General features: G+C 41.2%; 26 protein-coding genes and 1 riboswitch. Of the genes, 13 read left to right on the forward strand and 13 right to left on the reverse strand.

Annotation, left to right across the window (positions count from 1 at the left end):
* The first annotated feature begins 82 nt into the window (after nucleotides 1–82).
* Nucleotides 83–850 (forward strand): carboxypeptidase-like regulatory domain-containing protein, encoded by a 768-nt coding sequence (locus GWK08_RS00755; RefSeq protein WP_163604998.1) that lies wholly within the window; start codon nucleotides 83–85, stop codon nucleotides 848–850.
* 53 nt (nucleotides 851–903) lie between these two features.
* Nucleotides 904–2562, forward strand: coding sequence for an alpha-amylase family glycosyl hydrolase (locus GWK08_RS00760; RefSeq protein ID WP_163604999.1), 1659 nt, complete (start codon nucleotides 904–906; stop codon nucleotides 2560–2562).
* A 50-nt stretch (nucleotides 2563–2612) separates the two neighbouring features.
* On the opposite strand, the gene GWK08_RS00765 is transcribed toward GWK08_RS00760, so the two are convergent.
* Nucleotides 2613–4076 carry an AAA family ATPase gene (locus GWK08_RS00765; protein ID WP_163605000.1) on the reverse strand — a complete coding sequence of 488 codons (1464 nt, stop codon included), beginning with the start codon at nucleotides 4074–4076 and terminating at the stop codon, nucleotides 2613–2615.
* A 39-nt stretch (nucleotides 4077–4115) separates the two neighbouring features.
* The gene (locus GWK08_RS00770) at nucleotides 4116–5249 is read right to left on the reverse strand and encodes a vWA domain-containing protein (RefSeq protein ID WP_163606273.1); all 1134 of its coding nucleotides are present in this window, start codon (nucleotides 5247–5249) and stop codon (nucleotides 4116–4118) included.
* A 136-nt stretch (nucleotides 5250–5385) separates the two neighbouring features.
* Between GWK08_RS00770 and lspA the strand changes: the two genes are divergently transcribed.
* Complete coding sequence (lspA, locus tag GWK08_RS00775) at nucleotides 5386–5892, forward strand: signal peptidase II (RefSeq protein WP_163605001.1); 507 nt, start codon at nucleotides 5386–5388, stop codon at nucleotides 5890–5892.
* A 21-nt stretch (nucleotides 5893–5913) separates the two neighbouring features.
* Here the strand turns inward: lspA and GWK08_RS00780 are convergent, their stop codons facing one another.
* From GWK08_RS00780 to GWK08_RS00795, 4 genes are all read right to left on the reverse strand, one after another.
* Complete coding sequence (locus tag GWK08_RS00780) at nucleotides 5914–6342, reverse strand: VanZ family protein (RefSeq protein ID WP_163605002.1); 429 nt, start codon at nucleotides 6340–6342, stop codon at nucleotides 5914–5916.
* Nucleotides 6343–6406: 64 nt separating this feature from the next.
* A complete protein-coding gene (locus GWK08_RS00785; RefSeq protein ID WP_163605003.1) occupies nucleotides 6407–6787 on the reverse strand; it encodes a VOC family protein in 381 nt (126 codons plus the stop codon).
* A gap of 72 nt (nucleotides 6788–6859) precedes the next feature.
* On the reverse strand, nucleotides 6860–7387 hold the full coding sequence (locus GWK08_RS00790; RefSeq protein ID WP_163605004.1) for an SRPBCC family protein: 528 nt from the start codon (nucleotides 7385–7387) through the stop codon (nucleotides 6860–6862).
* 103 nt (nucleotides 7388–7490) lie between these two features.
* Complete coding sequence (locus GWK08_RS00795; protein WP_163605005.1) at nucleotides 7491–8147, reverse strand: TrmH family RNA methyltransferase; 657 nt, start codon at nucleotides 8145–8147, stop codon at nucleotides 7491–7493.
* A 115-nt stretch (nucleotides 8148–8262) separates the two neighbouring features.
* Here GWK08_RS00795 and GWK08_RS00800 point away from each other — a divergent pair, with 115 nt between their 5' ends.
* On the forward strand, nucleotides 8263–8976 hold the full coding sequence (locus GWK08_RS00800; RefSeq protein ID WP_163605006.1) for an SIR2 family NAD-dependent protein deacylase: 714 nt from the start codon (nucleotides 8263–8265) through the stop codon (nucleotides 8974–8976).
* On the opposite strand, the gene GWK08_RS00805 is transcribed toward GWK08_RS00800, so the two are convergent.
* Nucleotides 8924–9391 carry a heme-binding domain-containing protein gene (locus tag GWK08_RS00805; protein ID WP_163605007.1) on the reverse strand — a complete coding sequence of 156 codons (468 nt, stop codon included), beginning with the start codon at nucleotides 9389–9391 and terminating at the stop codon, nucleotides 8924–8926. The two genes, GWK08_RS00800 and GWK08_RS00805, sit on opposite strands and share 53 nt — an antisense overlap.
* A gap of 17 nt (nucleotides 9392–9408) precedes the next feature.
* Complete coding sequence (locus GWK08_RS00810; RefSeq protein WP_163605008.1) at nucleotides 9409–10392, reverse strand: DUF1028 domain-containing protein; 984 nt, start codon at nucleotides 10390–10392, stop codon at nucleotides 9409–9411.
* A 37-nt stretch (nucleotides 10393–10429) separates the two neighbouring features.
* On the opposite strand from GWK08_RS00810, the gene GWK08_RS00815 reads away from it, so the two are divergent.
* From GWK08_RS00815 to GWK08_RS00825, 3 genes are all read left to right on the forward strand, one after another.
* Nucleotides 10430–10993: a hypothetical protein gene (locus GWK08_RS00815; RefSeq protein ID WP_163605009.1), complete on the forward strand. Its 564-nt coding sequence runs from the start codon at nucleotides 10430–10432 to the stop codon at nucleotides 10991–10993.
* 65 nt (nucleotides 10994–11058) lie between these two features.
* Nucleotides 11059–12402 carry an adenylosuccinate lyase gene (gene purB, locus GWK08_RS00820; protein ID WP_163605010.1) on the forward strand — a complete coding sequence of 448 codons (1344 nt, stop codon included), beginning with the start codon at nucleotides 11059–11061 and terminating at the stop codon, nucleotides 12400–12402.
* A 2-nt stretch (nucleotides 12403–12404) separates the two neighbouring features.
* The gene (locus tag GWK08_RS00825; protein ID WP_163605011.1) at nucleotides 12405–12575 is read left to right on the forward strand and encodes a hypothetical protein; all 171 of its coding nucleotides are present in this window, start codon (nucleotides 12405–12407) and stop codon (nucleotides 12573–12575) included.
* Nucleotides 12576–12633: 58 nt separating this feature from the next.
* On the opposite strand, the gene GWK08_RS00830 is transcribed toward GWK08_RS00825, so the two are convergent.
* From GWK08_RS00830 to GWK08_RS00845, 4 genes are read right to left on the reverse strand one after another with little or no spacing between them, the layout of a single operon-like run.
* The gene (locus GWK08_RS00830) at nucleotides 12634–13191 is read right to left on the reverse strand and encodes a DUF4252 domain-containing protein (protein WP_163605012.1); all 558 of its coding nucleotides are present in this window, start codon (nucleotides 13189–13191) and stop codon (nucleotides 12634–12636) included.
* A gap of 40 nt (nucleotides 13192–13231) precedes the next feature.
* Nucleotides 13232–13777 (reverse strand): DUF4252 domain-containing protein, encoded by a 546-nt coding sequence (locus tag GWK08_RS00835; RefSeq protein ID WP_163605013.1) that lies wholly within the window; start codon nucleotides 13775–13777, stop codon nucleotides 13232–13234.
* A gap of 11 nt (nucleotides 13778–13788) precedes the next feature.
* Nucleotides 13789–14268: a hypothetical protein gene (locus tag GWK08_RS00840; protein ID WP_163605014.1), complete on the reverse strand. Its 480-nt coding sequence runs from the start codon at nucleotides 14266–14268 to the stop codon at nucleotides 13789–13791.
* Complete coding sequence (locus GWK08_RS00845; RefSeq protein ID WP_163605015.1) at nucleotides 14255–14764, reverse strand: RNA polymerase sigma factor; 510 nt, start codon at nucleotides 14762–14764, stop codon at nucleotides 14255–14257. Before GWK08_RS00845 ends, GWK08_RS00840 begins: the two co-directional genes overlap by 14 nt.
* Before the next feature lie 254 nt (nucleotides 14765–15018).
* On the opposite strand from GWK08_RS00845, the gene GWK08_RS00850 reads away from it, so the two are divergent.
* Nucleotides 15019–16491 (forward strand): S41 family peptidase, encoded by a 1473-nt coding sequence (locus GWK08_RS00850; RefSeq protein WP_204335979.1) that lies wholly within the window; start codon nucleotides 15019–15021, stop codon nucleotides 16489–16491.
* 106 nt (nucleotides 16492–16597) lie between these two features.
* Here the strand turns inward: GWK08_RS00850 and GWK08_RS00855 are convergent, their stop codons facing one another.
* The gene (locus GWK08_RS00855) at nucleotides 16598–18481 is read right to left on the reverse strand and encodes a TonB-dependent receptor plug domain-containing protein (RefSeq protein WP_163605017.1); all 1884 of its coding nucleotides are present in this window, start codon (nucleotides 18479–18481) and stop codon (nucleotides 16598–16600) included.
* Between the two features lie 70 nt (nucleotides 18482–18551).
* A riboswitch (cobalamin riboswitch) is annotated at nucleotides 18552–18758 on the reverse strand.
* Between the two features lie 88 nt (nucleotides 18759–18846).
* Here GWK08_RS00855 and GWK08_RS00860 point away from each other — a divergent pair.
* The 5 genes from GWK08_RS00860 to GWK08_RS00880 are packed head-to-tail and all read left to right on the forward strand — an operon-like array spanning nucleotide 18847 to nucleotide 22615.
* A complete protein-coding gene (locus tag GWK08_RS00860) occupies nucleotides 18847–19350 on the forward strand; it encodes a bifunctional adenosylcobinamide kinase/adenosylcobinamide-phosphate guanylyltransferase (protein ID WP_163605018.1) in 504 nt (167 codons plus the stop codon).
* 3 nt (nucleotides 19351–19353) lie between these two features.
* Nucleotides 19354–20391 (forward strand): nicotinate-nucleotide--dimethylbenzimidazole phosphoribosyltransferase, encoded by a 1038-nt coding sequence (cobT, locus tag GWK08_RS00865; protein WP_163605019.1) that lies wholly within the window; start codon nucleotides 19354–19356, stop codon nucleotides 20389–20391.
* Between the two features lie 11 nt (nucleotides 20392–20402).
* Nucleotides 20403–21164 (forward strand): adenosylcobinamide-GDP ribazoletransferase, encoded by a 762-nt coding sequence (locus tag GWK08_RS00870; RefSeq protein ID WP_163605020.1) that lies wholly within the window; start codon nucleotides 20403–20405, stop codon nucleotides 21162–21164.
* Nucleotides 21149–21718 (forward strand): alpha-ribazole phosphatase, encoded by a 570-nt coding sequence (cobC, locus tag GWK08_RS00875; protein ID WP_163605021.1) that lies wholly within the window; start codon nucleotides 21149–21151, stop codon nucleotides 21716–21718. The genes GWK08_RS00870 and cobC overlap by 16 nt, the downstream gene beginning before the upstream one ends.
* Before the next feature lie 36 nt (nucleotides 21719–21754).
* Nucleotides 21755–22615, forward strand: a complete 861-nt coding sequence (locus tag GWK08_RS00880) for a cyanophycinase (protein ID WP_163605022.1) — start codon at nucleotides 21755–21757, stop codon at nucleotides 22613–22615.
* The last annotated feature ends 6 nt before the right edge of the window (nucleotides 22616–22621 follow it).

Below are 22621 nucleotides of genomic sequence, written 5' to 3' on the forward strand. Positions count from 1 at the left end.
TTCTTGTTAATTTTACGATAAAAAATATGCTCTTATACGTTTTTTTCGTTTAGTTTAGTACTTTTAGGCTGTAAACTTGACTATGAAAAAAGTTGTATTCTTAATAACGCTCCTTTTTATATCCCTCGGTTATTCCCAGGAAAATCAGCAGCAGGAAACAGAAGTTAACGGAATAGTGGTTAATGCGGAAAATGATTTCCCTTTATCCAATGTTCACATCGTTAACCTGAATAAGGTGATAGGAACCATTTCTGACGCAAACGGAGAATTTCAGATCAGGGCATCCGTAAACGATACCCTCTACTTTTCTTTCATAGGATTTAAATCGATCAAAGTTCGTGTTACCAACGATATCATTAAATTCCAGGGTACCCGTATCGGGCTTACCGAACTGGCTTATGCGCTGGAAGAAGTAGTGGTACGCCCGTACAGGCTTACGGGCTATCTGGAGATCGATGCTAAAAATATCCCGGTAAACAACGCATACCGATACAGTATATCAGGTTTACAGAGAGGATACGAGGCCGGAAGGCCAGACAAAGTATCCAAAGTACTGAATGCCATATTCGATCCGGCCACTACCCTTAATAATATATTCGGGAAAAAGCCCAAACAGCTTCGGAAACTGCGGAAAATGAAGGAAGATGATGAGATCCGGAACCTTCTGGCTTCTAAATTCGACAGGGAAACTCTTTCTGCCCTCATACAGGTAGATAAGGCCGATATAGAAGATATTCTCAGGAATTGCAATTACTCCAAAGATTTTATCCGTACGGCCAATGACCTTCAGATCCTGGATGCCATCAGCGGCTGCTATGAAGAATACAGGGTTCTGAACAGGGAAAACTAAATTTTTCTTTCCAAATACTGCTTTTTTTAATAGTTTTAGGGAAATATTCCGCCATGAAAAAAATAGTATTTCTATCCCTTCTGGGGCTGCTTTACTTTTCCTGTAAAGAAAAAGATCAAACTCCTCAAATTGCTGAAACCGAAACTCCTTTTGTCTGGGAAGGAGCTAATATTTACTTTCTCCTTACCGATCGCTTTAACAACGGAGATCCTTCTAACGATGTAAATTTCGGGCGTACCAAAGAAACAGGGGTGCTCCGTAATTTTATGGGAGGAGATATCAAGGGAATTACCAAAAAGATAGAAGAAGGTTATTTTACGGATTTAGGGGTCAATGCCATCTGGTTTACCCCGGTTGTGGAGCAGATACATGGTTCTGTGGATGAAGGTACCGGAAATACATACGGCTTTCACGGATACTGGGCTAAAGACTGGACAAAACTAGACCCTAATTTCGGAACGGAAGAGGATCTTGCAGAATTAATAGCTACTGCTCATAAAAACGGGATCCGTATCCTGATGGATGCCGTTATCAATCATACGGGACCTGCAACGGAGCAGGATCCTGCATGGGGAAATTCCTGGGTAAGGACTTCTCCCAAATGTGAATTTACCACTTACGAGAATACCACCCAATGTACCCTGGTAGCCAATCTTCCCGATATCCTGACCGAAAGTAATGAAGATGTGGCCCTGCCTGAAGAGCTTGTCGAGAAATGGAAAGCCGAAGGCCGTCTTGAACAGGAAATGGCCGAGTTAGATGCTTTTTTCGAACGTACGGGTTATCCGAGAGCTCCGCGCTACTATATCATAAAATGGCTCACCGATTATATCAGGGCTTATGGAGTGGACGGTTACAGGGTCGATACGGTTAAACATACCGAGGAATTCGTGTGGAAAGATCTGTATACCGAAGCGGCACTGGCTCTGCAGGATTGGAAAGATGCACATCCGGAGCAGGTACTGGATGAGAATGATTTTTATATGGTTGGTGAGGTTTACAATTACGGGATCTCATCCGGAAGGAATTTTGATTTCGGGGATCAGAAAGTGGACTTTTACGACAATGGTTTTACAAGCCTCATCAATTTCGAATTAAAATACGATGCCCTTAAGGGTTATGATTCTATTTTCAGGAAATACGACAGTATTCTTCACTCAAGCCTGAAAGGTAAGAGTACATTGAATTACCTCACTTCTCATGACGACGGGAATCCTTATGACAAACAGCGTACTAAAACCAAAGAAGCCGCTACCAAATTATTGCTTACGCAAGGAGCATCACAGATATATTACGGTGATGAAATAGCCAGGCCTTTGGATATTGAAGGCACTCAGGGAGATGCCACTTTGCGTTCCTTTATGAACTGGGAAGACATTGATTCTCTTCCTGAGACCCGTCAATTACTGGAGCACTATCAAAAACTTGGAAAATTCAGAAGGGATCATCCGGCAGTTGGTGCCGGACGCCATCATACCATTAGTCAACAGCCCTATGTTTTTTCGCGGACATATTCCGATGCGGATTTTACGGATAAGGTAGTCATTGCTTTGGATGCTTCACCCGGTAAAAAAGTGATTGAAGTAGGTGATACTTTTGAAGAAGGAAGTCAGCTTAAAGATGCTTATTCCCAGCAGGAAACGGTAGTAAAAGACGGAAAAGCTATTGTGGATAGCGAATTTGATATCGTACTGTTAGAAAAGAAAAACTAAGATAAGTTAGGGTTGACAGAGAAAGATCATTCTGTCAACCCTTTATTTTTTTACAATCCTCTGATATAACTCCCGAAGAGATCCTTAAAATGATATCCTTCGGAAAACCTGTATTTACTGAGTTTTTTAAATTCTACCAGTCCCCAGAGTACAAATTCCTTTAAAAAATAACTATCCGCACCATTTATTTCCGGTTGATACTTCTCTATCAAACTATTTAAAGGAACCAATTTATCAAGTCGGTTTTTGTATTCCTCATCATTTAATTCATCCAGAAGTTCCAGTTCGTTCCCTTCAAAGAACCAATCTACAATTTCCTTATACGGGCTCTCATCATCGGGGCGTTCCAGCTTTTCTATTTTCGGGAAATAAGACGGGAAAAGTTCCATAGCAGCCTCCCCTATAAGAGTTTCGGCAACTACGGCTGCTCCTTCCTGCTCTCCCTCATACACCAGCTCTATCTTCCCTGTTACGGAAGGGATCACTCCCATAAAATCACTGAACCTTACCGAAGTGGTATCATCTCCCGATTTTAGAGCTCTTCGCTCTGCAGTACTGATAAGGTTTTCCAAAGCAGTAATACTCATCCTGGCACTCACCCCGCTTTTAACATCTACGTACTCACTCTTCCTGGCCTGGAAACCTATCTGTTCAAGCACATCTCTCGCTAGTTCCGGAATATGTACCATCTGGCTCTGATCTGTATCCAACTGTGCCTCCTGTTCTGTAATGGCTTTGGCCGTTTCTATATTTTCAGGATAGTGCGTCAGTATCTGAGAACCTATACGGTCTTTCAACGGAGTAACAATATTTCCTCTGTTGGTATAATCTTCCGGGTTTGCAGTAAAGACGAATTGCATATCCAACGGCATACGTACCTTAAACCCTCTGATCTGGATATCTCCTTCCTGGAGGATATTAAAAAGTGCTACCTGAATACGTGCCTGAAGATCGGGCAATTCATTAATAACAAAAATACATCTGTTAGCCCTGGGGATCATTCCGAAATGTATAACACGGTCATCCGCATAAGACAATTTGAGGTTGGCCGCTTTAATGGGGTCAACGTCCCCTATCAGATCTGCCACCGTAACATCGGGGGTTGCCAGTTTTTCAAAAAAGCGTTCATCCCGGTGTATCCAATCTATCGGACAGTCATCTCCCTTTTCCCTGATCAGTTCCGTTGCAAAACGGGAGATCGGGGCCAAAGGATCATCATTGATCTCCGAACCCTTAACAACGGGGATCCACTCATCCAACAGGCTTACCATCAACCTGGCCAGCCTGGTTTTGGCCTGCCCTCTTAATCCGAGTAAATTAATGTTATGCCTGGAGAGAATGGCTCTTTCCAGTTCGGGGATCACCGTATTTTCGTATCCCCACACCCCTTCAAAGACGGTTTCTCCATTCTTTATCTTCCTGCGCAGGTTTGTTCGCAGTTCATCTTTTATATTTACGGATTTGTAACCCGATTTTTTAAGTTCTCCTAAAGTTTTAATTTTTTTACTATTCATAACTGTTAAAACACAGCCGATCGTCCGCATCAGCTTTTATTATCTAATTCTCTTTTTTCTATTTTGTTCGTAATCTTCAAAGATCATTTCTCCCAATCCTTTAATTCCCGTATAAAAAGCCTTTCCCTGATTGGCTTCGGTAAAATGCCTGACGAATTGTTGTAAATAAGAATCCTGGGCAATCATAAAGGTGGTGATCGGAATATGAAGTTTACGCGCCTGCTGTGCCATCGTATAGCACTTGTCTACGATATAGGAATCCAGGCCTACACTATTCTTATAGTAGGTGCCGTCGTTCAGGCGCAGACAACTCGGTTTCCCGTCTGTGATCATAAAGATCTGTTTATTGGTATTTCGTTTTCGCCTCAGTATATCCATAGCCAGTTGCAGTCCGGCTACCGTATTGGTATGATAGGGCCCGACTCTCAGATATGGCAGGTCTTTTACCTTGATGGGCCAGGCGTCGTTCCCAAATACAAGAATATCCAGTGTATCTTTAGGATATCTCGTTGTGATGAGTTCTGCCAGGGCCATAGCCACTTTTTTGGCCGGGGTGATCCTGTCTTCACCGTATAAGATCATACTGTGACTTATATCTATCATAAGCACCGTACTCATCTGAGCCTTGAATTGCGTTTCTTCCACCACCAGGTCGTCCTCGGTAAGGTTAAAATCGTCCATTCCGTGATTGATCTGGGCATTGCGCAGGCTTTCGGTCATGGATATACGCTCCAGAGAATCGCCGTATCTGTATTCCCGGAATTCTCCCGTATGCTCATCTCCCCTTCCCTGATATTTGGATTTGTGGTTTCCGCTACTTCCTTTTTTTAAATTGCCGAAGATCTGCTCCAGGGCACGCTGGCGGATAGAGCGCTCGGTCTTGGCGGTAATTACCATACCTCCGTTTCCATCCGGTTCTATCTCCTCCCTGATATAACCTTTTTTCTTAAGATCCTCGATAAAATCATCTATGGTATAATCTTCATCTGTGAGTTTGTATTCCTTATCCAGTTCACGCAACCAATCCAACGCTTCATCCAGATCGCCGGAGGTATGAGTGATCAATTCCCGAAAAATATCAAAGAGTTTATCAAAGGGCGATTGATAAGGAGCTTTGTAATTCTTGAAGAGAAATCCTTTCCTTTTGCCGTACTTTTCATTATCGTATTTCATAGCACTTAAAAATACCACTTTTTACACAAAGACCCTCCATCTGAAGCTTCAATCGGTATGAAAATTTTGTTAATTCGGGCCCGATAAAATTAAAAATGATATTTTTAAGCCGGAAAACAAATTAAAAATGCCCCTTATGAAGTTAACCGGATTGCTTAAATCGCTTGTCATATTTGCGTTCATAGCTATGAATATCGGCTGTGATCAGGCATCAAAGAACATGGTGAGAAACAAGATAGATGCCCATGAAAAAATTGCGGTTATCGGAAAACACCTCACCCTTACCAAAGTAGAGAACAACGGGGCTGCCCTCGGTTTTGGGGCTTCGTTTCACCCAACTGTTAAGTTTATTACCATTATCGTACTTCCTTCGGTAATTCTGCTGGCCATCTTCGTTATACTAATGCTAAAAAACAATATCGACAAACGTCTTATTTTAGGCCTGGCCTTTATTACAGGAGGTGGTATCGGGAACTTAATAGACAGGATCGTTCACGGTTCCGTAACCGATTTTCTTATTATTGACCTGGGTTTTTTCAGAACAGGAATATTTAATATGGCCGATATGTCAGTAACGATCGGAGTTCTAATTATTTTTATATACGGTTTTAGGAAGGACAAGGAAATAACTCCCCTTGCCTGAAATATTCAGGAGATCCTTTAGTTAGATCTTGAGTTTTAATTCCTCTCTGAGTCTTTCGCGGGTCTCCAGTTCTTCTTTTTCCAGTCTTTTCTGTTCCTTGCGGATCTTTCGTTCTCCCCTTCTGTTTTTTTTGCCATCGAGCACAAAACGAAAAGTAAAAGTACCTACTGCACCTCCCAGAGTTGTAGTCAGTACATCTCCTACATCGGCACAATCTCCGCAAATAGAACTATCTCTTACTTCCTTGGCAATCCCGGCAGCAGCAGAAAGTGACAATCCCCAGATAACAGCTTTCTTCTTATTACCTGTTACTTTATCGACCAGAAGATAGGTCAGAGATCCAATAACCACCCCGGCACCTATATGTAACTGAGTCTCTTCTGAGATGGCCTGGGCATTAATTTTAGAACAAAAAAGGGCAAGCGTTAGGAATAGTAATATTTTCTTCATTCAGCAGTGCAATTTTTTAGCAATGAACAAATTAACGCAAAATCATCCGGAATAGCTAATAAATTTACTCCCTGGAATGCAAGGCAATTCGGTTGCCTTCAGAATCAATAAATAAGCCCATATAGCCTATATCTTCCGAGATCTGGGTCTTTTCCTGTATAACACGCCCTCCTGCTTTCACAACCCTTTCCAATTCTACAGCCAGATCTGTCGAAGCGAAGTAGACCAAAACCCCTTTTGTGTCGCTGGGCTGATAGGATTCTTCGTGTTTTACCAGGGATCCAGATGCTCCGGGCTTATCCTCTGCAAAGGGGAACCATCCCATTAACAAACCTCCAAAATCCTGTACATTTACCTCGATATTGAATACTTCTTCATAAAACTTTTTTGCCCTGTCCATATCGGTTACGGGAATCTCAAACCATCCCACCAGATTGTGTTCCATACTATCGGTTTTTAATTGGTTATCATTTTAGAATGTTTAAAAAGGATATTTACGAGCTATGCCCCGTTTCTTTTATTTTTCCAGAATGGATTTAAGATCGGCCAGGCCTTGTTCAAAGTCCTTCCCTACCGCTTTATCCATATTCATAAACAACATAAAGATACTCATGGGGAATTTATTGGTTCCGGTGAAGCCCCAAATAACCTTGGTTTTATCGTCTGCCAGTTTTTCCACATTCAGATAGGCATCAGATTGCGACTTAAAAGGTTTATAGAAACGCAGTTCTGTTTCTATGCTCTTATTCTTTGTGATTTTCTTGATCTCCTGTTCTCCTACTCCAACATCTTTATTTCCTTCCCATTTCACAGTAAAACCGGCTTTGCCATCGGTACCTGAATGGGTTTGTTTCATATTGGGGTCTTTTTTCTTCCAGGGAGACCACTCATCCTGATTTTTAACAAATTTCAGATAATCGAATACCTCTCCAACGGGTTTGTTGATTTCAATACTCCTGTTTACGTCGTATTTGGACGGTGCCAGAAGTGCCAGAACTACAATGAGCAAAACGATTGCTCCCAGAATATATAATACAGTTGCCATAGTTAATTAATTAGTTAGAATTTATACGGGGAAACGTTTGTCAAAACACGATTTCCCGTTAGCCTGTTTTAAGGCCAACCCTATAAAGTTAAATAATATAATATTAATCTTCAGGCTTATATCTCGATAAAATATCTTCCACACTCCTGACCGTTTTTTTCGACCAGTCTATTCGCTTTTCCAGTTTTTCGGTCTCACTCAACTGCCAGTTCACATCGGAGGCCCGTAGTTTGGTGGTAAGCGACTGCAAAATAATGGCTGCTGAGACTGAAATATTAAGACTTTCGGTAAATCCTACCATCGGGATCTTTAAAAATCCGTCTGCCTGTTCCATAACAGCAGGAGAAAGCCCTTCTTTTTCCGTTCCGAAAAACAGGGCACATTTTTGGGTGATATCGAAATCTTCCAGCATACAGGAGTCCAGGTGAGGAGTAGTGGCAATAATCTTATAGCCGTCATTCTTTAGTCTGTTCAGGCAGTCTTCCGTACTCTGATACCGGTGAATATCCACCCATTTCTGAGCTCCCATAGCAATCTTGCTATCCAAACGCTGCCCGAAACGTTCTTCAATGACATGAGCATCCTGCAAACCGAAAATATCACAGCTTCGTATCACAGCACTGGTATTGTGAACCTGATATACATCTTCTATAGCTACTGTAATATGCCGGGTGCGTAAAGAAAGTATTTCTTTGAATTTCTCCTTTCTTTCTTCGGTCATAAAGCCTTCCAGATAGGCCAGTAAATTTTCATCGATCATGAATGCGCATTTCCCCAAAGATAATTGTTCTCTCAGATTATCAAAAAACTGCTTTCCGAACCGTTGTTTTTATTTTTTCTAAATTTAGAAGTTGGTAATATAAAAATCAGAGTTTGTGAAAAAAATAGCAATACTTACAGGAGCGGGGATCAGTGCCGAAAGCGGGATCAACACTTTCAGGGGCTCCGGCGGATTATGGGAAGGGCACGATATTAAAGAAGTAGCCTCTCCTGAAGGCTGGAAAAATGACCCGGAGCTGGTGCTTGATTTTTACAATCAACGCAGGCGGCAGTTACACGAAGTATCTCCTAATGTAGCCCATCAGGCCCTGGCCAATCTTCAGGAAAAACACCTGATTGATATTATTACCCAAAATGTAGATGACCTGCACGAACGAGCGGGAAGTAAAAATGTACTTCACCTCCACGGAGAGCTATTAAAAGCACGCAGTACTTTTGATGAAAAACTGGTATACGACTGGCAGGGAGATATCTATTTAGGCGATCACTGCGAGCACAACCATCAGTTACGGCCTCATATTGTCTGGTTCGGAGAAGCAGTACCTATGCTGGAAAGAGCCGTTAATATCGTTTCGAAGGCAGACATTCTTTTCGTGATAGGTACTTCCATGCAGGTATACCCTGCCGCAAGCCTGGTACACTATATCAAGGCCAATACACCGATTTTCTTTATAGATCCTAACCCCAGTATTTCAGAAGACGAGTTACCTCATCTTACCATCATAGCAGAAAAAGCTTCCACCGGGGTCCCTAAGGCTATTTCGCTTTTAGCTGATATACAAAACGCAGGTCCTGGGCCCAGCTGGTAAGCGCTTCTATTTGTGCATCATCCAGCTTGGCATCTTTATGCATCCAGAGATAGGAATTAAGCGGCATTTTATGCTCTTTTACCTCTTCTACCAGTTCCTCAAGTTTATGTGCCTTTCTTTTCTGATCGTAATTTCCCCAATCGGAAAAATTAAGATGCTTTTTTCCGTCTTTAACATGATCTGCCAGCCAGTAAGAAACCGGAGCAATATTGTTGTACCACGGGTATACCGTATTGTTGGAATGACAGTCATAACATGCCGTCTTTAAAATCCCTTTAATTTCTTCGGAAGGATTCGTCATCGTAATAAAATCCGTAGCGGGAACCGTATCTGAAGTGTTCTTCTCCGGACGGATGAATTGCATAATAACGAGAACGATCAATAGTAATACCAGTATCTTTTTTACAATCTTCATTTGTTTGAGTTTTATCTTTATAGTTTTTCCAGTTCTTTAAGTTCTTTGTCTGTGATCAATAACAGGTTCACTTTTTTCAGCCTGCTTAACAACTGCTGCCATTTGCGGTCTTTTTCAAAAACTCCTTTAAAAACAGGTTTCGAAGCTTCAAATTCCTTGTTATTGGCAAGGGTTACCGCATACCAGTATTTCATTTCTACATTTTCCGGGTTCAACTGTTGTGCCTTCTGATACATTTTCTTGGCTTCTTTAATATTGCCTTTCTCTACGGCCACATCTCCCGCATTCATATATTGATAAGCCTGTTGTATATTGAGTAGTCTCCTCAGTTCCTTTAATGGAGTGGCATGATCGTCCACTCTAAGGTCTACAAGTTTATCATCCCATTCATTCCCTGTATTTTCTGCGCCTACTACCAGCAGGGCCGCCGATTGTTTTCCTCGTATATCTCCGCCTTCGGCCTGTGCAGCCTCCAGCGCAGCCAGCATACGTTCTGCCAGGGAGCCTTTGGTTTCTTCAAAAGCCTTTGCCATGGCCGGCCAAACACTTGCTTTTTCCATCAGATTGGCCTGTACCGAGAAATTATTCCCTACATAATGTCCTGCCGCTTCTATACAATCCTTACCCGTATGAGCTGCAACATTACCACTGGCGTCCAAAATAGCAAGTTGTCTTACTCCTCTTCCTTCATCAACTTCCAGCAATGCATCCATAGCCAGTTTGGCAGTCAAACCGTTCTTCATCAGAGTAAGTCCGCGGGGACCGAAAGACTTATTGGTAAAAGACTGTGTGGCCACCACTCCTACTCCCGATTTTCCCCAGGCAACCGAAGTTCCCACGGAAAACCAATGCGATTGCACCGCAACTCCCATTTCACCGGTAACCGTATCCCTGGCTACGATGGAATAGGTATGTGCAAAAGGTGCATCTTTGCTGTAAAATTGTGCCGATGCCTGTAATGAGAGCATCAAAACACCAAGAGATAGTAATAACTTTTTCATTTTTCATATATTTAAATCTAAAGTACAATTTTAAAGCGTGAATCAAAATCATTTTATAAAAGAGATTGAAGAATTAAAGGCATATCGAAAGACCCGCCTTGATGCCGCAGAGAAAGTTGTAATGAACCCCTCACTTCTGCACCCGCTTCTCAAGATGTGTTACAGATTTAATGACCCCTTATCCAGTAAAGCCTGCTGGGTTCTGGAGTTTGTTTGCGACAGTGATCTGAGTCTCATACAACCTCATCTCAGCCTTTTTATTGATAATCTGCAGCGATTTAAACTGGATTCTTCTATCCGGCCGGTAGCAAAGATCTGCCTGATGATGGTAAAGGATCATTTTTCAAAGAAACCTTCTGTTTTTAGGAAAGAGTTGGACGGGGAACAACTCGAAAAGATTACCGAAGCCTGTTTTGACTGGCTCATTAACGATGAAAAAGTAGCCGCCAAAGCTTATGCCATCTATTGCCTCTATGAGCTTGGTAAAAAATACGACTGGGTATATCCCGAGCTGAAAATGATACTTGTACAACGTATTCCGGATCATTCGGCTGCATATAAGGCCGCTGCAGGGAAAATTTTAAAAAAACTTAATAAATAATAAGCCCTCTGTTTTTCGTATTCCGTTCTTAACAAGTATCTTTGACGCTCTAAAAAAACAACACAATGCAACTCACAGAACTCAACGCTATTTCACCGATTGATGGTAGATATAGGGGGAAAACCAATTCACTGGCAGATTTTTTTTCGGAAGAAGCCCTGATAAAATACAGAGTATTGGTAGAGATAGAATATTTTATAGCACTTTGCAATATTCCGCTTCCCCAGCTCAAGTCTTTTGATCCTTCCCTATTTGATGACCTCAGAGCTATTTACAGCGATTTTTCTACTGAGGATGCACTGGAAATAAAAGAGATTGAAAAAACCACCAATCACGACGTTAAGGCGGTTGAGTACTTTATCAAGAATAAATTCGATCAGCTTAATATAGCCGATTACAAGGAGTTTATCCACTTCGGACTTACTTCTCAGGATATCAATAACACTGCTATTCCCTTATCTATTAAAGAAGCTTTACAACAATCGTATATGCCATCGCTGGTATCGGTACTGGACAAGCTTAAAGAACTGGCAACCGAGTGGGCAGGAATACCCATGCTGGCACGTACACACGGACAGCCGGCTTCTCCAACCCGTTTAGGAAAAGAGATTCAGGTTTTTGTTACGAGGATAGAGGAGCAGATAAAATTATTACAGCAAGTGCCTTATGCTGCTAAATTTGGTGGAGCTACCGGAAACTTCAATGCGCATAAGATCGCTTATCCTGCTATCGATTGGAAAGCTTTCGGAACACAATTCGTAGAAGAGAAACTGGGATTGCATCACTCCTTCCCTACTACTCAGATCGAGCATTACGATCATGTAGCAGGAGTATTTGACGGCTTGAAGAGAATAAATACTATTCTGATCGACCTGGACAGAGATATATGGACCTATATCTCTATGGATTACTTTAAGCAAAAGATCAAGGCAGGTGAAATTGGTTCTTCAGCTATGCCGCATAAAGTAAATCCGATAGATTTTGAAAATTCTGAAGGGAACCTGGGGATCGCAAATGCTATTTTTGAGCATTTGTCTTCCAAACTTCCGGTATCCAGGCTTCAGAGAGACCTTACCGACAGTACGGTATTGAGAAATGTAGGTGTTCCATTCGGTCATACCCTTATCGGTTTTCAGTCCAGCCTGAAAGGTCTGAACAAGTTATTGCTCAATGAATCCAAGTTTGAGCAGGATCTTGAAGATAACTGGGCCGTTGTAGCCGAAGCTATACAGACCATTCTGAGAAGAGAAGCATATCCGAATCCGTATGAAGCTTTAAAAGGCCTTACCCGAACCAATGAAAAGGTTACCCGGGAATCGATCTCTCAGTTTATAGATACTCTGGATGTTTCCAACGAAATAAAGGACGAATTAAAGTTAATATCTCCGGCTAACTATACCGGGATCTGAAGATGAGAAGAAAAGTCCTTATCATACTTGCTGTTATTGCGGTTATCGGTTTCCTGTTAGGCATCACCTTCAGGCTATTCGATATTTCGGATAACTGGAATACCGTTGTGCTGATCATAGCCGGGATCATTTTTGTAGCAGGTATTTTTTTCAGAAAGGATCTTTCTAAATAAAAAACAAAATCCCGCTCAATGAGCGGGATTTTTCTATTACTAACATTAACACCAATAATTATCTTCCGAAGAAGTTGTTCATTAATTGATTAATTCCTTCCCCATCAACATCGGCATTATTTATATTATTGTTAATGACTCTCATAAATTCTCCGATGTTCTCCGGGTTCATATTTTCTCCTAAAACCCTTACCAATGCAAATCCGAATTGTTTATCTGTCCCGAACAGGATCACCTCATCTATAGCATCTTCCTCTCCCAGGTATTTTACCACGGTTTTGGTTGAACCGCTTCCTGCTCTCATCAGCTCGTGATATTTTTCATCCTTAAGGATATCGAATATCTTTTGTTTTTCAAGCTCGTATTCTTCCTTATTGTCATCTTTGACTAAAAAGGCCAGAATATTCAGTTTTTTAACCGATTCATAAGCTTTGCGCTGTTCCGGGCTCAGATCCTCAATCTGCGAGAAATCTACAAAGCTCATCGGTAGGTCTACGGCATTAAACCCCTGCTTTTCCATGCTGTCTACATAGTATTTCTGGAGACTTGTTCCGTTGCTACAGCTCAGGAAGAGCATGGCAACCAGCAGGCCTATAAAAAACTTGAGACTTCTCATTATCACGTATTGGATCATTGGTATAGTGTTATATTAATTTCTATCTGTTTTTGCTTGCTTTTTTTAGCTGCTTTCCCCCGGGAATATCCATTTTATCAGTTAATTCCCCGATCTTTCTAAGATCTATATTTCCGGTAAGAGAAAGAAGTACCGTTTCAAAATTCTTTCCGTTTACATTAACGTCCTTCATTCCGGTAACGATCATCAGTAATTCTTTTACATGATGCTCATCTTTTCCTTCCTGTACATAGATCCTTACGTTAGAATCTCCTTCTCTCACTCTCATTAACTCATCCAGGGAAGCGCTTCTTAAATGTGAGCTTACCCATCCCTGAATATCCTTGGCAATAGGTCCGTCTTCTGTGGTGATTACCTTAAAGCTGGTAATACTGTTCACAAGATCGAAGAATGCCTGGGCTTCCGGGTCATCAGATTCTGCACTGATCCCTGAAAGCAATTTAAACATTTTAGGGCTGATACTTACAAAAGCTACTTCATCGTGGTTTTCGTATTTATCAAAGATAGATTGACTAAATCCAACTAACGGCATTACCGCTATTAATATGATTAAAATTACTTTTTTCATTTTTCTCGTTTTTACTGTTTTTTGTTCAAAAATCTGTTAGTATTCGTTTTAAATTCATCGAGGTGGTTCACTTTTACAGCTCCTTTGTTGAAATTGTCGAGGTGCTCCACTTTTTCTACCCCCCTGTTAAGGTTGATAGATAACATAGCCAATGCCTTTTCGGCTGTTTTTAATTCAGCCTCAGTATATGAAGGTTGGTCTGGTTGTACTCCAATAGGCGATTGACTAAAATAAACTCCCAAAATAAGAACTGCTGCCGCTGCCACCGAAATCCACTTATAAATACTTTTTCTCTCAGGTTTTAATGGAACGTGTCTGGTAAACTGTTCTTCCTTGGCAACTGAAAAGTAATCGAACATCGGCTTATAGTCTTCAAGGTGAGGAGCTACCTCATCTTGTGAGAAGTACGTTTGCAGTGCTTTCTCTTCGGCTATAGTCGTCTTAGCTTCGAAATATTTTTCCAGTAATTTTTCTATGTTAGCTAACTCCATAGTTATGTTTTTTAATTAATTCTTCTCTAATTGCTTTTCGTGCTCTGGAAAGTGCCACTCTTATCGCCGTCGGCTTCATATTCAGCATCTTTCCTATTTCTTCAAATTCGTATTGTTCAATATCTCTTAATTGTAATACCATTTTTTGTTGCTCGGGCAGTTTTTCCATGATCCTTGCCATCCAGCTCATACTGTCCTTTGCTTCTACCTGCTTTTGCAGAGATACACTTTCATCTTTATAATTGCTGTGTACCAGTTTAAGGTTATTGGCCTGTTTGGATTTTAACCTGTCCAGACAGAAATTCTTGGTCATTGTCATTGTAAAAGCCTCCACATTTGCATAATTTTCTATCTGCTCTTTCTTAGACCATAATTTTAAAAGTATCTCCTGAGTTGCATCTTCTGCTTCTTCGTTAGATACGAGTAATCTTTTTGCCAATCTAAACACCTTATCTTTAAAAGGCATCACAATATGTAAAAAATCAGCCTGATTCATTTATGGTTAGTTTTAAATAATGCTTTCATATCGCATTACAAAAGGAAGACGAGCGATATTGAATTTTGTTACAAAAAATTTTAATTTAACAATAACATACGTATTTTAGAGTTCTATTTTAATGCAATGATGATAATTTTTAGTGACTTTAACCCAAACAAAATTAACTATTTACAAGCTGATTTCCAGATAGATATCTTTGTTTGTTGATGTGCTAAAATTTTTGTCACCCCTAAAAACAAAAATTTTATATGATGATGAAAAAAACTTTTCTCTTATTAATTGGAATTTTAGTCCTCTCGTACAGTTGTTCGGATGAAGATGATGATCTTACCCTGCTCCCGGCCGGAGTGGAAATTAACGACTTTGTATGGAGAGGAATGAATTTCTTCTATTTGTATAAGGACAATGTAGCCAATCTGGCTAATGACAGATTTGCCACAGATGAAGAGTATACTGCCTTCTTGGAAGGTTTTGACAGTCCGGAAGAGCTCTTTAACAGCCTTTTATTTCAACCCGGTGTTGAAGATGAGTTCAGTTTTATTACGGATAACCGTTTTGAACTGGAGCAAGTCCTGGACGGGACTACTCTTAACAGCGGGGTAGAATTCGGGCTGGTAAGATATCCGAATGATCCGAACAATGTTTTCGGGATCGTACGCTATATCCTTCCCAATTCTGATGCTGCCAGCAGTACTTTACGAAGAGGAGATATTTTTAATACGGTAGACGGTACCCAACTGACCGATTCTAATTTCGGAGGCCTTCTTTTTAACAGTAATTCAAGTATTACATACGGCCTGGCTAATTTTGACGGAAATGATGTTACTCCTACCGGAGAAGAAGTAACCGTTGCCAAAGCTGTAATTACGGAGGATCCTATTTTTATTTCCACTACGCTGGATGTAGGCGGGCAAAATGTGGGATACCTTATGTACAATGGTTTCAGAGCCGATTTTGACGAGCAGTTAAATAACGCTTTCGGAGATTTAAGGAACAATAATGTTACCGATCTGATCCTCGATCTGCGCTATAACGGAGGAGGTTCCGTACTATCTGCAGTTACTCTTGGAAGTCTGATTGCAGGTCAGTTCAGTGGAGAAGTTTTCTCTACGGAGCGTTGGAACAGTGATCTTCAGGCCTTCTTTGAAGATAATTTCCCGGCAAACCTTGTAAATAACTTCAGGACTACTACCAGGAACGGAACTCCGCTTAACAGTCTAAGCTTAAACAGGCTCTATGTACTTACCACGGGAAGTTCTGCTTCTGCTAGTGAATTAGTGATCAATTCTTTAAGACCTTATATAGATATCGTTCAAATAGGGACCCCCACAAGAGGGAAATTCCAGGCTTCCGTAACTGTTCTGGATTCTGAAAATCCGGATGGAAGAAGCGATTTTGATGATTTTGACGATAATGGCGTTACCGCAACGCACAACTATGCAATGCAGCCTCTGGTACTGATAGAAGTGAATGTTAACGGCGAATCTGAGTTTGCAGACGGACTCGATCCTGACCTGGAATTGAGGGAAGACTTCACCAATTTCGGTATCCTGGGTGATGTAAACGAGCCACTACTGGCCAGAGCTATACAGGAAATCACTGGAACCGGACGCAGTTCAATTCAGGCTGCAGATGGTAGTATTCTTCGTCTTGAAGAGATACAATACAAAAAAGGAGAAATGCATAAAGATGATATGATCCTGAATTTAAAAGACTTTCGTTAATAAATCCAGATTAACACCAATAAAAAAGCCCTGACTAAGTATGTCAGGGCTTTTTTTGAGGATAAAATTCAACTAACTCTAAAAAATTGACCCTCCCTCAATATTCTTATAAATTGAGTAACATTCCGATTCTCACGTTTCTTCCACGTGTTGTGAAACCAATGATCTCAGTATATTCTTCATCAAAAAGGTTGCCCACGTTAGCAAATACCTTTAGCTTGTTTTCAAGCACTTGATGGCTGAAATAAAGGTCCAGAATAGAAAAAGATTCTAATTCGACATTCTCAAAGGTTGAAAAATCGGTATCTATACGGTTTCCGGTATACTGATAATTTACAGAAGCAAAAGTCCTTTCGGTAAAGTTGTAACCAAAAGAAGCATTGGCCTTGTGTTTCGGGATACGAACAGCTACCCTGTCTTTTTGTTCCGTAAAGGTGTAGTTTGCACTAAATGTAGCCTTGTCAAAAGGTTTAGCCGATAACTCAACCTCAGCTCCCTGTACTGTAAATTCGGTAGCTACATTCTGATATTCTCCCTGGAAAGTATTGAAATCGATGATCACGAAATCAATGAAGTTCTCCTCATTTCTGTTAAAATAAAGAGCACTGATACGTACTTTATCTCCAAAACTGTACTCCGCTCCTCCTTCTATAGTCCTGTCTTCTTCCGGTTCAAGATTCGGATTAGGTCCGAAATTCCCGAACAACTGGGTTAAAGAAGGTGAAATATAGGAAGTACTGAAAGATCCGAAAAGCTTCAGATAATCTCCGTTAAATTTAAAAAGATAAGACGGGTTCAGGTTATACGTAAGATTTGTGCCATACTCACTGTGGTTGTTCAATCTGGCTCCGGCATTCAGCGTCAGCCCGAAATCCGATACCCAGACAAAATTGGCGTAGGGATCTACAATAGAGAAATCTGTTTCTTCACTAAAAGTAGCAGAGTTCCTTATATAATTCAGTCCCACGATGGTATAGAACTTATCGTTAAAATTGTATTTATTGAATACATCAATAACATAACTGTCTCCTTCAAGTTCCGATGGGAAATTCGATTCAAATATCCTTTCAATAGTGTTATATGCTGCGTTTAAGGTAACACTCCCCTTTCCGTAATTGAATTCGGAAGACAATCCCGTTCTGAACTGTCTGCTTTCAAAATTAAAATCGGCGTCCTCAATCGGAAAGGCATTATCGAAAGCAGCATCAAATCTGTCGTAATTTCCATAGACATTCAGGGAGAAACGCTCGCTGAAGCGGTATCCGAATCTAAGATTTGTATTCACCCTGGAAAAAGGATCGCGCTCATTGTTAGGATCGGTCACTGCAGACAGTCCGTCCGTGTATTGAGTGCTAACTCCACCCAAATAATTAAATTTTCCGGCTGTACCGCTGATCGTTGCTGCATGGGAAAAATCAGCAATATTATAATCGCTGTCTTCCTGAGATCTGTTTGTTCCTATGCTCGTTCTTAGGGTGGCAGCAATTTTTTTACCGGATGCTTTCTTGGTCGTGATATTGATCACCGCGGTTGCCGCAGAATTCCCGTAAAGCGTACTGGCCGCTCCTTTAATGATCTCTATAGATTCTATCTGATCCAGAGAGATAAGGCGGAGGTCATATTCCGCTCCAATATTCGACGGATCCGAAACCTGGATCCCGTCTATAAGTACCAAAACCTGACGGTTGTTTCCACCCCTTACAAAAGAATTGAGGTTCTGACCCGCATTGCTGCGGCTTCCGTTGATCTCAAATCCACTCTTGGCATTGATGATCTCGGAAATAGACTTCCCCTGGTTCTTTTCTAATTCTTCTGCGGTGATCTTAATGACCGTTTTTCCTGAGTTTTCCCTCTTTAGTTCAAAACGGGAATCGGTAACGACCACTTCGTCAAGTTGTTCCACTTTTTTCTTTTCCTGCTCCTTTTCCTGAGCAAAAATACCGGCGCTTAGCAAAGCCAGGACACCAAAAGAAATACTTCTTTTATTCATTTTTTTAGCGTTAAAAGGGAAAAAAAGTATGCAGTTTACCCATACCCAAACTTTTATCCCGAAAGTTTGACAATTCTTATGAATCGAGGCAGGTCTCCTGGCTTGCGTTTTGCTGAAACCTTCCCATCCGTATGGACAGTGGTCTTAGATATTCAGCAAACATCCCAAAGGGACTGAGCTTACAGTTGCGGGAACAGCTCCGGTTTTTAACCGGATTCCCTTTTAATCCGATATTTTAAGTGATAAAAATATCAGAACCTAAATTCGCAGCAAATATACTATCAATTTCATAATTAAAAATTCTTTCTTGCACTTTGGCCCGAAAAAATATAATCTTTGCAGTAAAATCAACAAAAAAGGAAAGAATGATCCATTATATAACAGGAGGGGAACGTTCGGGCAAAAGCAGCTATGCCCAAAACCTGGCCCTCTCGCTTTCTTCCTCCCCTAAATATATTGCCACTTCCCGTATCTGGGATGAAGATCACCAAAAAAGGATCGATCGTCATAAGGATGACCGTGATAAACGGTGGACCTCTGTAGAGGAAGAAAAATTCCTCTCCGGTGTGATAGAGGAAAATGAAGTGGTGGTCATCGATTGTGTCACCCTCTGGCTCACTAACTTTTTTGTGGATTGTAAAAACGATACGGAGCTTTCCCTTCAACAGGCAAAAGAAGAATTAAATAAACTTTTCTCTGTCAAAGCCGAGATTATTATCATTTCCAACGAAATAGGTATGGGAGTACATGCCCAAACAGAGGTAGGCAGAAAATTCACAGAATTACAGGGTTGGGTCAATCAGTATATTGCTCAGCACGCAGATACCGCAGTACTCATGGTTTCCGGTCTTCCATTAAAACTAAAATAAATAATGATCCAATACGATATACAACCCACGCAAAACACCAAATTAGAGGCAGAGCTTCAGCAAAAAATAGATATGAAGACCAAACCGGTAGGTGCCCTGGGTTTCCTGGAGAATATAGCTCATCAGACAGGGCTTATTCAGCAAACACTCTCTCCCGAGATAAAAAAACCTGTAATTGTAGTTTTTGCAGGAGATCACGGAATAGCCAAAAAAGGCGAAGTAAATCCTTTTCCACAGGAAGTCACCTCCCAGATGGTGTATAATTTTATCAACGGAGGGGCTGCCATTAATGTCTTCAGTCGTACGAATAATGCGGATTTAAAGATCGTAGATGCCGGAGTGAATCACAATTTCGATACTCCCCATCTTATCGATTGTAAAATAGATTACGGGACGAAGAATTATCAGGAAGAATCTGCCATGAGTGCAGAGCAATGCGAAAAGGCTTTGAGAAAGGGAGGTGAGATCGTAGAACAGGCATTTAAGAACGGAAGCAATACTATTGGTTTTGGTGAAATGGGAATAGCCAATACATCTTCCGCATCCTTGTTAATGAGCTATTTTACCGGAATTCCCATAGAGGAATGTGTGGGCGCAGGAACGGGTTTAAACTCTGAAGGGATCTCAAAAAAGAGAGAGATTCTTACCTCCGTTTTTAATAAACATCAACCTTCTTCTCCTCTGGAAGCTTTAGCAATGTTCGGAGGGTTTGAAATAGCCATGTTATGTGGAGCAATTTTAAAAGCTGCCGAGTTAAAAATGATCGTTCTGATAGATGGATTTATTGTTAGTTCCGCTCTCCTGGCAGCCAGGGCCATGCATCCGAATTGTATGGACTATTGTATGTTTGCGCACACCTCCAGCGAAAAAGGGCATGAAAGTATCCTTTCATTTTTAGGGGTCAGACCTGTTTTAAATTTAGGCCTTCGTTTGGGAGAAGGAACAGGAGCCGCCTTATGCCTGCCATTACTGCGATCTGCCGTTAATTTTTTAAATGAAATGGCCAGTTTTGACAGTGCCGGAGTAAGTACAAAATCATAGATTCAGAACCAATGAAAAAAGAGATCCATATTTTCCTGACCGCTATAATGTTCTTTACCCGTATCCCCTGCCCTAAATGGGTGGATCACTCTCCGGAATACCTGTCAAAAAGTTCCAGGTATTTTTCGTTGGTTGGGCTTATTGTGGGAGGTCTCGGAGCTCTTGTTTTTTACGGTTCTTCCTTTGTTTTTCCGGTCTCTGTTTCGGTATTGCTAAGTATGGTAGCCACCATCTATCTTACCGGAGCTTTTCACGAAGACGGGTTTGCAGATGTATGCGATGGTTTCGGAGGCGGATGGACCAAAGAAAAGATCCTGCTTATCATGAAAGATTCCCGTTTGGGAACTTACGGGGTAATGGGGCTCAGTCTGCTGTTACTTATCAAGTTTACAGCTTTGCAGGAGATAGATCCTTCTTATATTCCTTTAAGTATCATTGCAGGTCACAGCCTGAGCAGGTTTATAGCTACTACCCTGATCTTTACACATCCCTATGTAAGGGACACGGATGACAGCAAGGCAAAACCCGCCGCTAAAAGCATGACGGTTTCCATGTTACTGGTAAGCGCTTTATTCGGTATTCTTCCACTCTTCTTTTTTAAAAGCCCGTTTATTTTTGTGGTTCTTATTCCGGTTTACCTCTCCAAAATGTACCTGGGTGGTAAGTTTAAAAAATGGCTTGGAGGCCAGACCGGCGATTGTGCGGGGGCAGTACAGCAATTAAGCGAAGTAGTTTTTTACCTCAGTCTCATAGCATTATGGAAATTTATCTGATAAGACACACTACTCCCCGGATAGAAAAAGGGACCTGTTACGGACAAGCCGACCTGGAACTGGAGGAAACCTTTAAGCAGGAAGCAGGTGATGTTCTTTCCCGAATAACGATGTCTCCCGATAATCTGATCTATTCAAGTCCGTTGAAACGTTGCTACAAACTGGCTGAAAAGATCGGGAGTACTATTATTACCGATAAGCGTTTAATGGAACTCAATTTCGGCGAATGGGAGCTTAAGAACTGGGATGCGATCAATAAAAAGGAGCTCGATAAATGGATGACTGATTTTGTTGATGAAATCGTCCCCGGAGGAGAATCTTATACGCAACTGGCTTCCAGAAGTATTTCTTTTCTGAATGAAGTGATGCAAAAACAGGATACAAATGTCATTATAGTAACTCATGCCGGGGTGATAAGGGCATTGCTCTCTCACATTCTCAGAATAGAGTTAAAAGATTCCTTTCAAATAAAACTCACTTATGGCGATGTCATAAAACTCAAAAAGGAAGAAGGAAATTTAACTGTAGTATCCAAATTATCTATTAGAGAATAAATTTATGTAGTTTTGATAACACTAAAATCCAACGCTATGAAATTAAAAACAAATATTCTGTCTATAGCATTTTCCCTGATCGGGATCCTTGCTTTAAATGCCCAGAACGGCAGTACCGCAACCGTAAAAGGTCCTGAAAAGGGAAGTCTTGTAATTGTTGGAGGCGGAAGGCTTTCAAGTAATATTATTGAGCGCTTTATTGAGCTGGCCGGAGGGAAAGATGCTCCTATAGTGGTGATTCCCACAGCTGCCGGAAGAGATAGTTACGACGAACGTTCGGCGGCATTTTTAAAGAGGCACGGAGCTACCAATGTAACGGTACTTCACACTGCGGATCCGAAAGTTGCCAATACAGATGCTTTTGTTGCTCCTTTAAAAAATGCAAAGGGAGTCTGGTTCGGAGGCGGGCGCCAGTGGAGACTGGTTGATTCCTATGCAGGGACAAAGGCAGAGAAATTATTCTGGGAAGTCCTGGAACGCGGTGGAGTGATCGGAGGTTCATCTGCCGGGGCAACTATTCAGGGGTCTTACCTGGCAAGAGGTGACACCAGAAATAATCAGATCATGATGGGAGATCACGAAGCAGGCTTCGGTTTCCTGCAAAACGTAGCCATAGATCAGCATGTGCTGGCAAGAAACCGCCAGTTCGATCTTTTTACGATCTTAAAGAAAAAACCTGAGTTATTGGGGATAGGGATCGATGAAAATACGGCGATAATTGTTCAGAACGACCAGTTTGAAGTTCTGGGTGCCAGTTATGTTCTGATGTACGACAGCTCCTTCTGGTCGCGCGAAGGCAGCAATCTTAAGAATTTGCCAGAAAAAAACGCACAGTTCTATTTCCTGAGATCCGGAGACAAATACGATCTTAAAAACAGAAAAGTAATAACCAATTAAATAAAG

It is taken from the genome of Leptobacterium flavescens (assembly GCF_010671605.1).
Taxonomy (GTDB): domain Bacteria; phylum Bacteroidota; class Bacteroidia; order Flavobacteriales; family Flavobacteriaceae; genus Leptobacterium; species Leptobacterium flavescens.

Bases quoted from the DNA above. Each gene is read 5' to 3' on its own strand.
- GWK08_RS00755 (WP_163604998.1), top strand. From the start codon at position 83: ATGAAAAAAGTTGTATTCTTAATAACGCTCCTTTTTATATCCCTCGGT.
- GWK08_RS00760 (WP_163604999.1), top strand. From the start codon at position 904: ATGAAAAAAATAGTATTTCTATCCCTTCTGGGGCTGCTTTACTTTTCC.
- GWK08_RS00765 (WP_163605000.1), bottom strand. From the start codon at position 4,076: ATGAATAGTAAAAAAATTAAAACTTTAGGAGAACTTAAAAAATCGGGT.
- GWK08_RS00770 (WP_163606273.1), bottom strand. From the start codon at position 5,249: ATGAAATACGATAATGAAAAGTACGGCAAAAGGAAAGGATTTCTCTTC.
- lspA (WP_163605001.1), top strand. From the start codon at position 5,386: ATGAAGTTAACCGGATTGCTTAAATCGCTTGTCATATTTGCGTTCATA.
- GWK08_RS00780 (WP_163605002.1), bottom strand. From the start codon at position 6,342: ATGAAGAAAATATTACTATTCCTAACGCTTGCCCTTTTTTGTTCTAAA.
- GWK08_RS00785 (WP_163605003.1), bottom strand. From the start codon at position 6,787: ATGGAACACAATCTGGTGGGATGGTTTGAGATTCCCGTAACCGATATG.
- GWK08_RS00790 (WP_163605004.1), bottom strand. From the start codon at position 7,387: ATGGCAACTGTATTATATATTCTGGGAGCAATCGTTTTGCTCATTGTA.
- GWK08_RS00795 (WP_163605005.1), bottom strand. From the start codon at position 8,147: ATGATCGATGAAAATTTACTGGCCTATCTGGAAGGCTTTATGACCGAA.
- GWK08_RS00805 (WP_163605007.1), bottom strand. From the start codon at position 9,391: ATGAAGATTGTAAAAAAGATACTGGTATTACTATTGATCGTTCTCGTT.
- GWK08_RS00810 (WP_163605008.1), bottom strand. From the start codon at position 10,392: ATGAAAAAGTTATTACTATCTCTTGGTGTTTTGATGCTCTCATTACAG.
- purB (WP_163605010.1), top strand. From the start codon at position 11,059: ATGCAACTCACAGAACTCAACGCTATTTCACCGATTGATGGTAGATAT.
- GWK08_RS00825 (WP_163605011.1), top strand. From the start codon at position 12,405: ATGAGAAGAAAAGTCCTTATCATACTTGCTGTTATTGCGGTTATCGGT.
- GWK08_RS00830 (WP_163605012.1), bottom strand. From the start codon at position 13,191: ATGAGAAGTCTCAAGTTTTTTATAGGCCTGCTGGTTGCCATGCTCTTC.
- GWK08_RS00835 (WP_163605013.1), bottom strand. From the start codon at position 13,777: ATGAAAAAAGTAATTTTAATCATATTAATAGCGGTAATGCCGTTAGTT.
- GWK08_RS00840 (WP_163605014.1), bottom strand. From the start codon at position 14,268: ATGGAGTTAGCTAACATAGAAAAATTACTGGAAAAATATTTCGAAGCT.
- GWK08_RS00845 (WP_163605015.1), bottom strand. From the start codon at position 14,764: ATGAATCAGGCTGATTTTTTACATATTGTGATGCCTTTTAAAGATAAG.
- GWK08_RS00850 (WP_204335979.1), top strand. From the start codon at position 15,019: ATGATGAAAAAAACTTTTCTCTTATTAATTGGAATTTTAGTCCTCTCG.
- GWK08_RS00855 (WP_163605017.1), bottom strand. From the start codon at position 18,481: ATGAATAAAAGAAGTATTTCTTTTGGTGTCCTGGCTTTGCTAAGCGCC.
- GWK08_RS00860 (WP_163605018.1), top strand. From the start codon at position 18,847: ATGATCCATTATATAACAGGAGGGGAACGTTCGGGCAAAAGCAGCTAT.
- cobT (WP_163605019.1), top strand. From the start codon at position 19,354: ATGATCCAATACGATATACAACCCACGCAAAACACCAAATTAGAGGCA.
- GWK08_RS00870 (WP_163605020.1), top strand. From the start codon at position 20,403: ATGAAAAAAGAGATCCATATTTTCCTGACCGCTATAATGTTCTTTACC.
- cobC (WP_163605021.1), top strand. From the start codon at position 21,149: ATGGAAATTTATCTGATAAGACACACTACTCCCCGGATAGAAAAAGGG.
- GWK08_RS00880 (WP_163605022.1), top strand. From the start codon at position 21,755: ATGAAATTAAAAACAAATATTCTGTCTATAGCATTTTCCCTGATCGGG.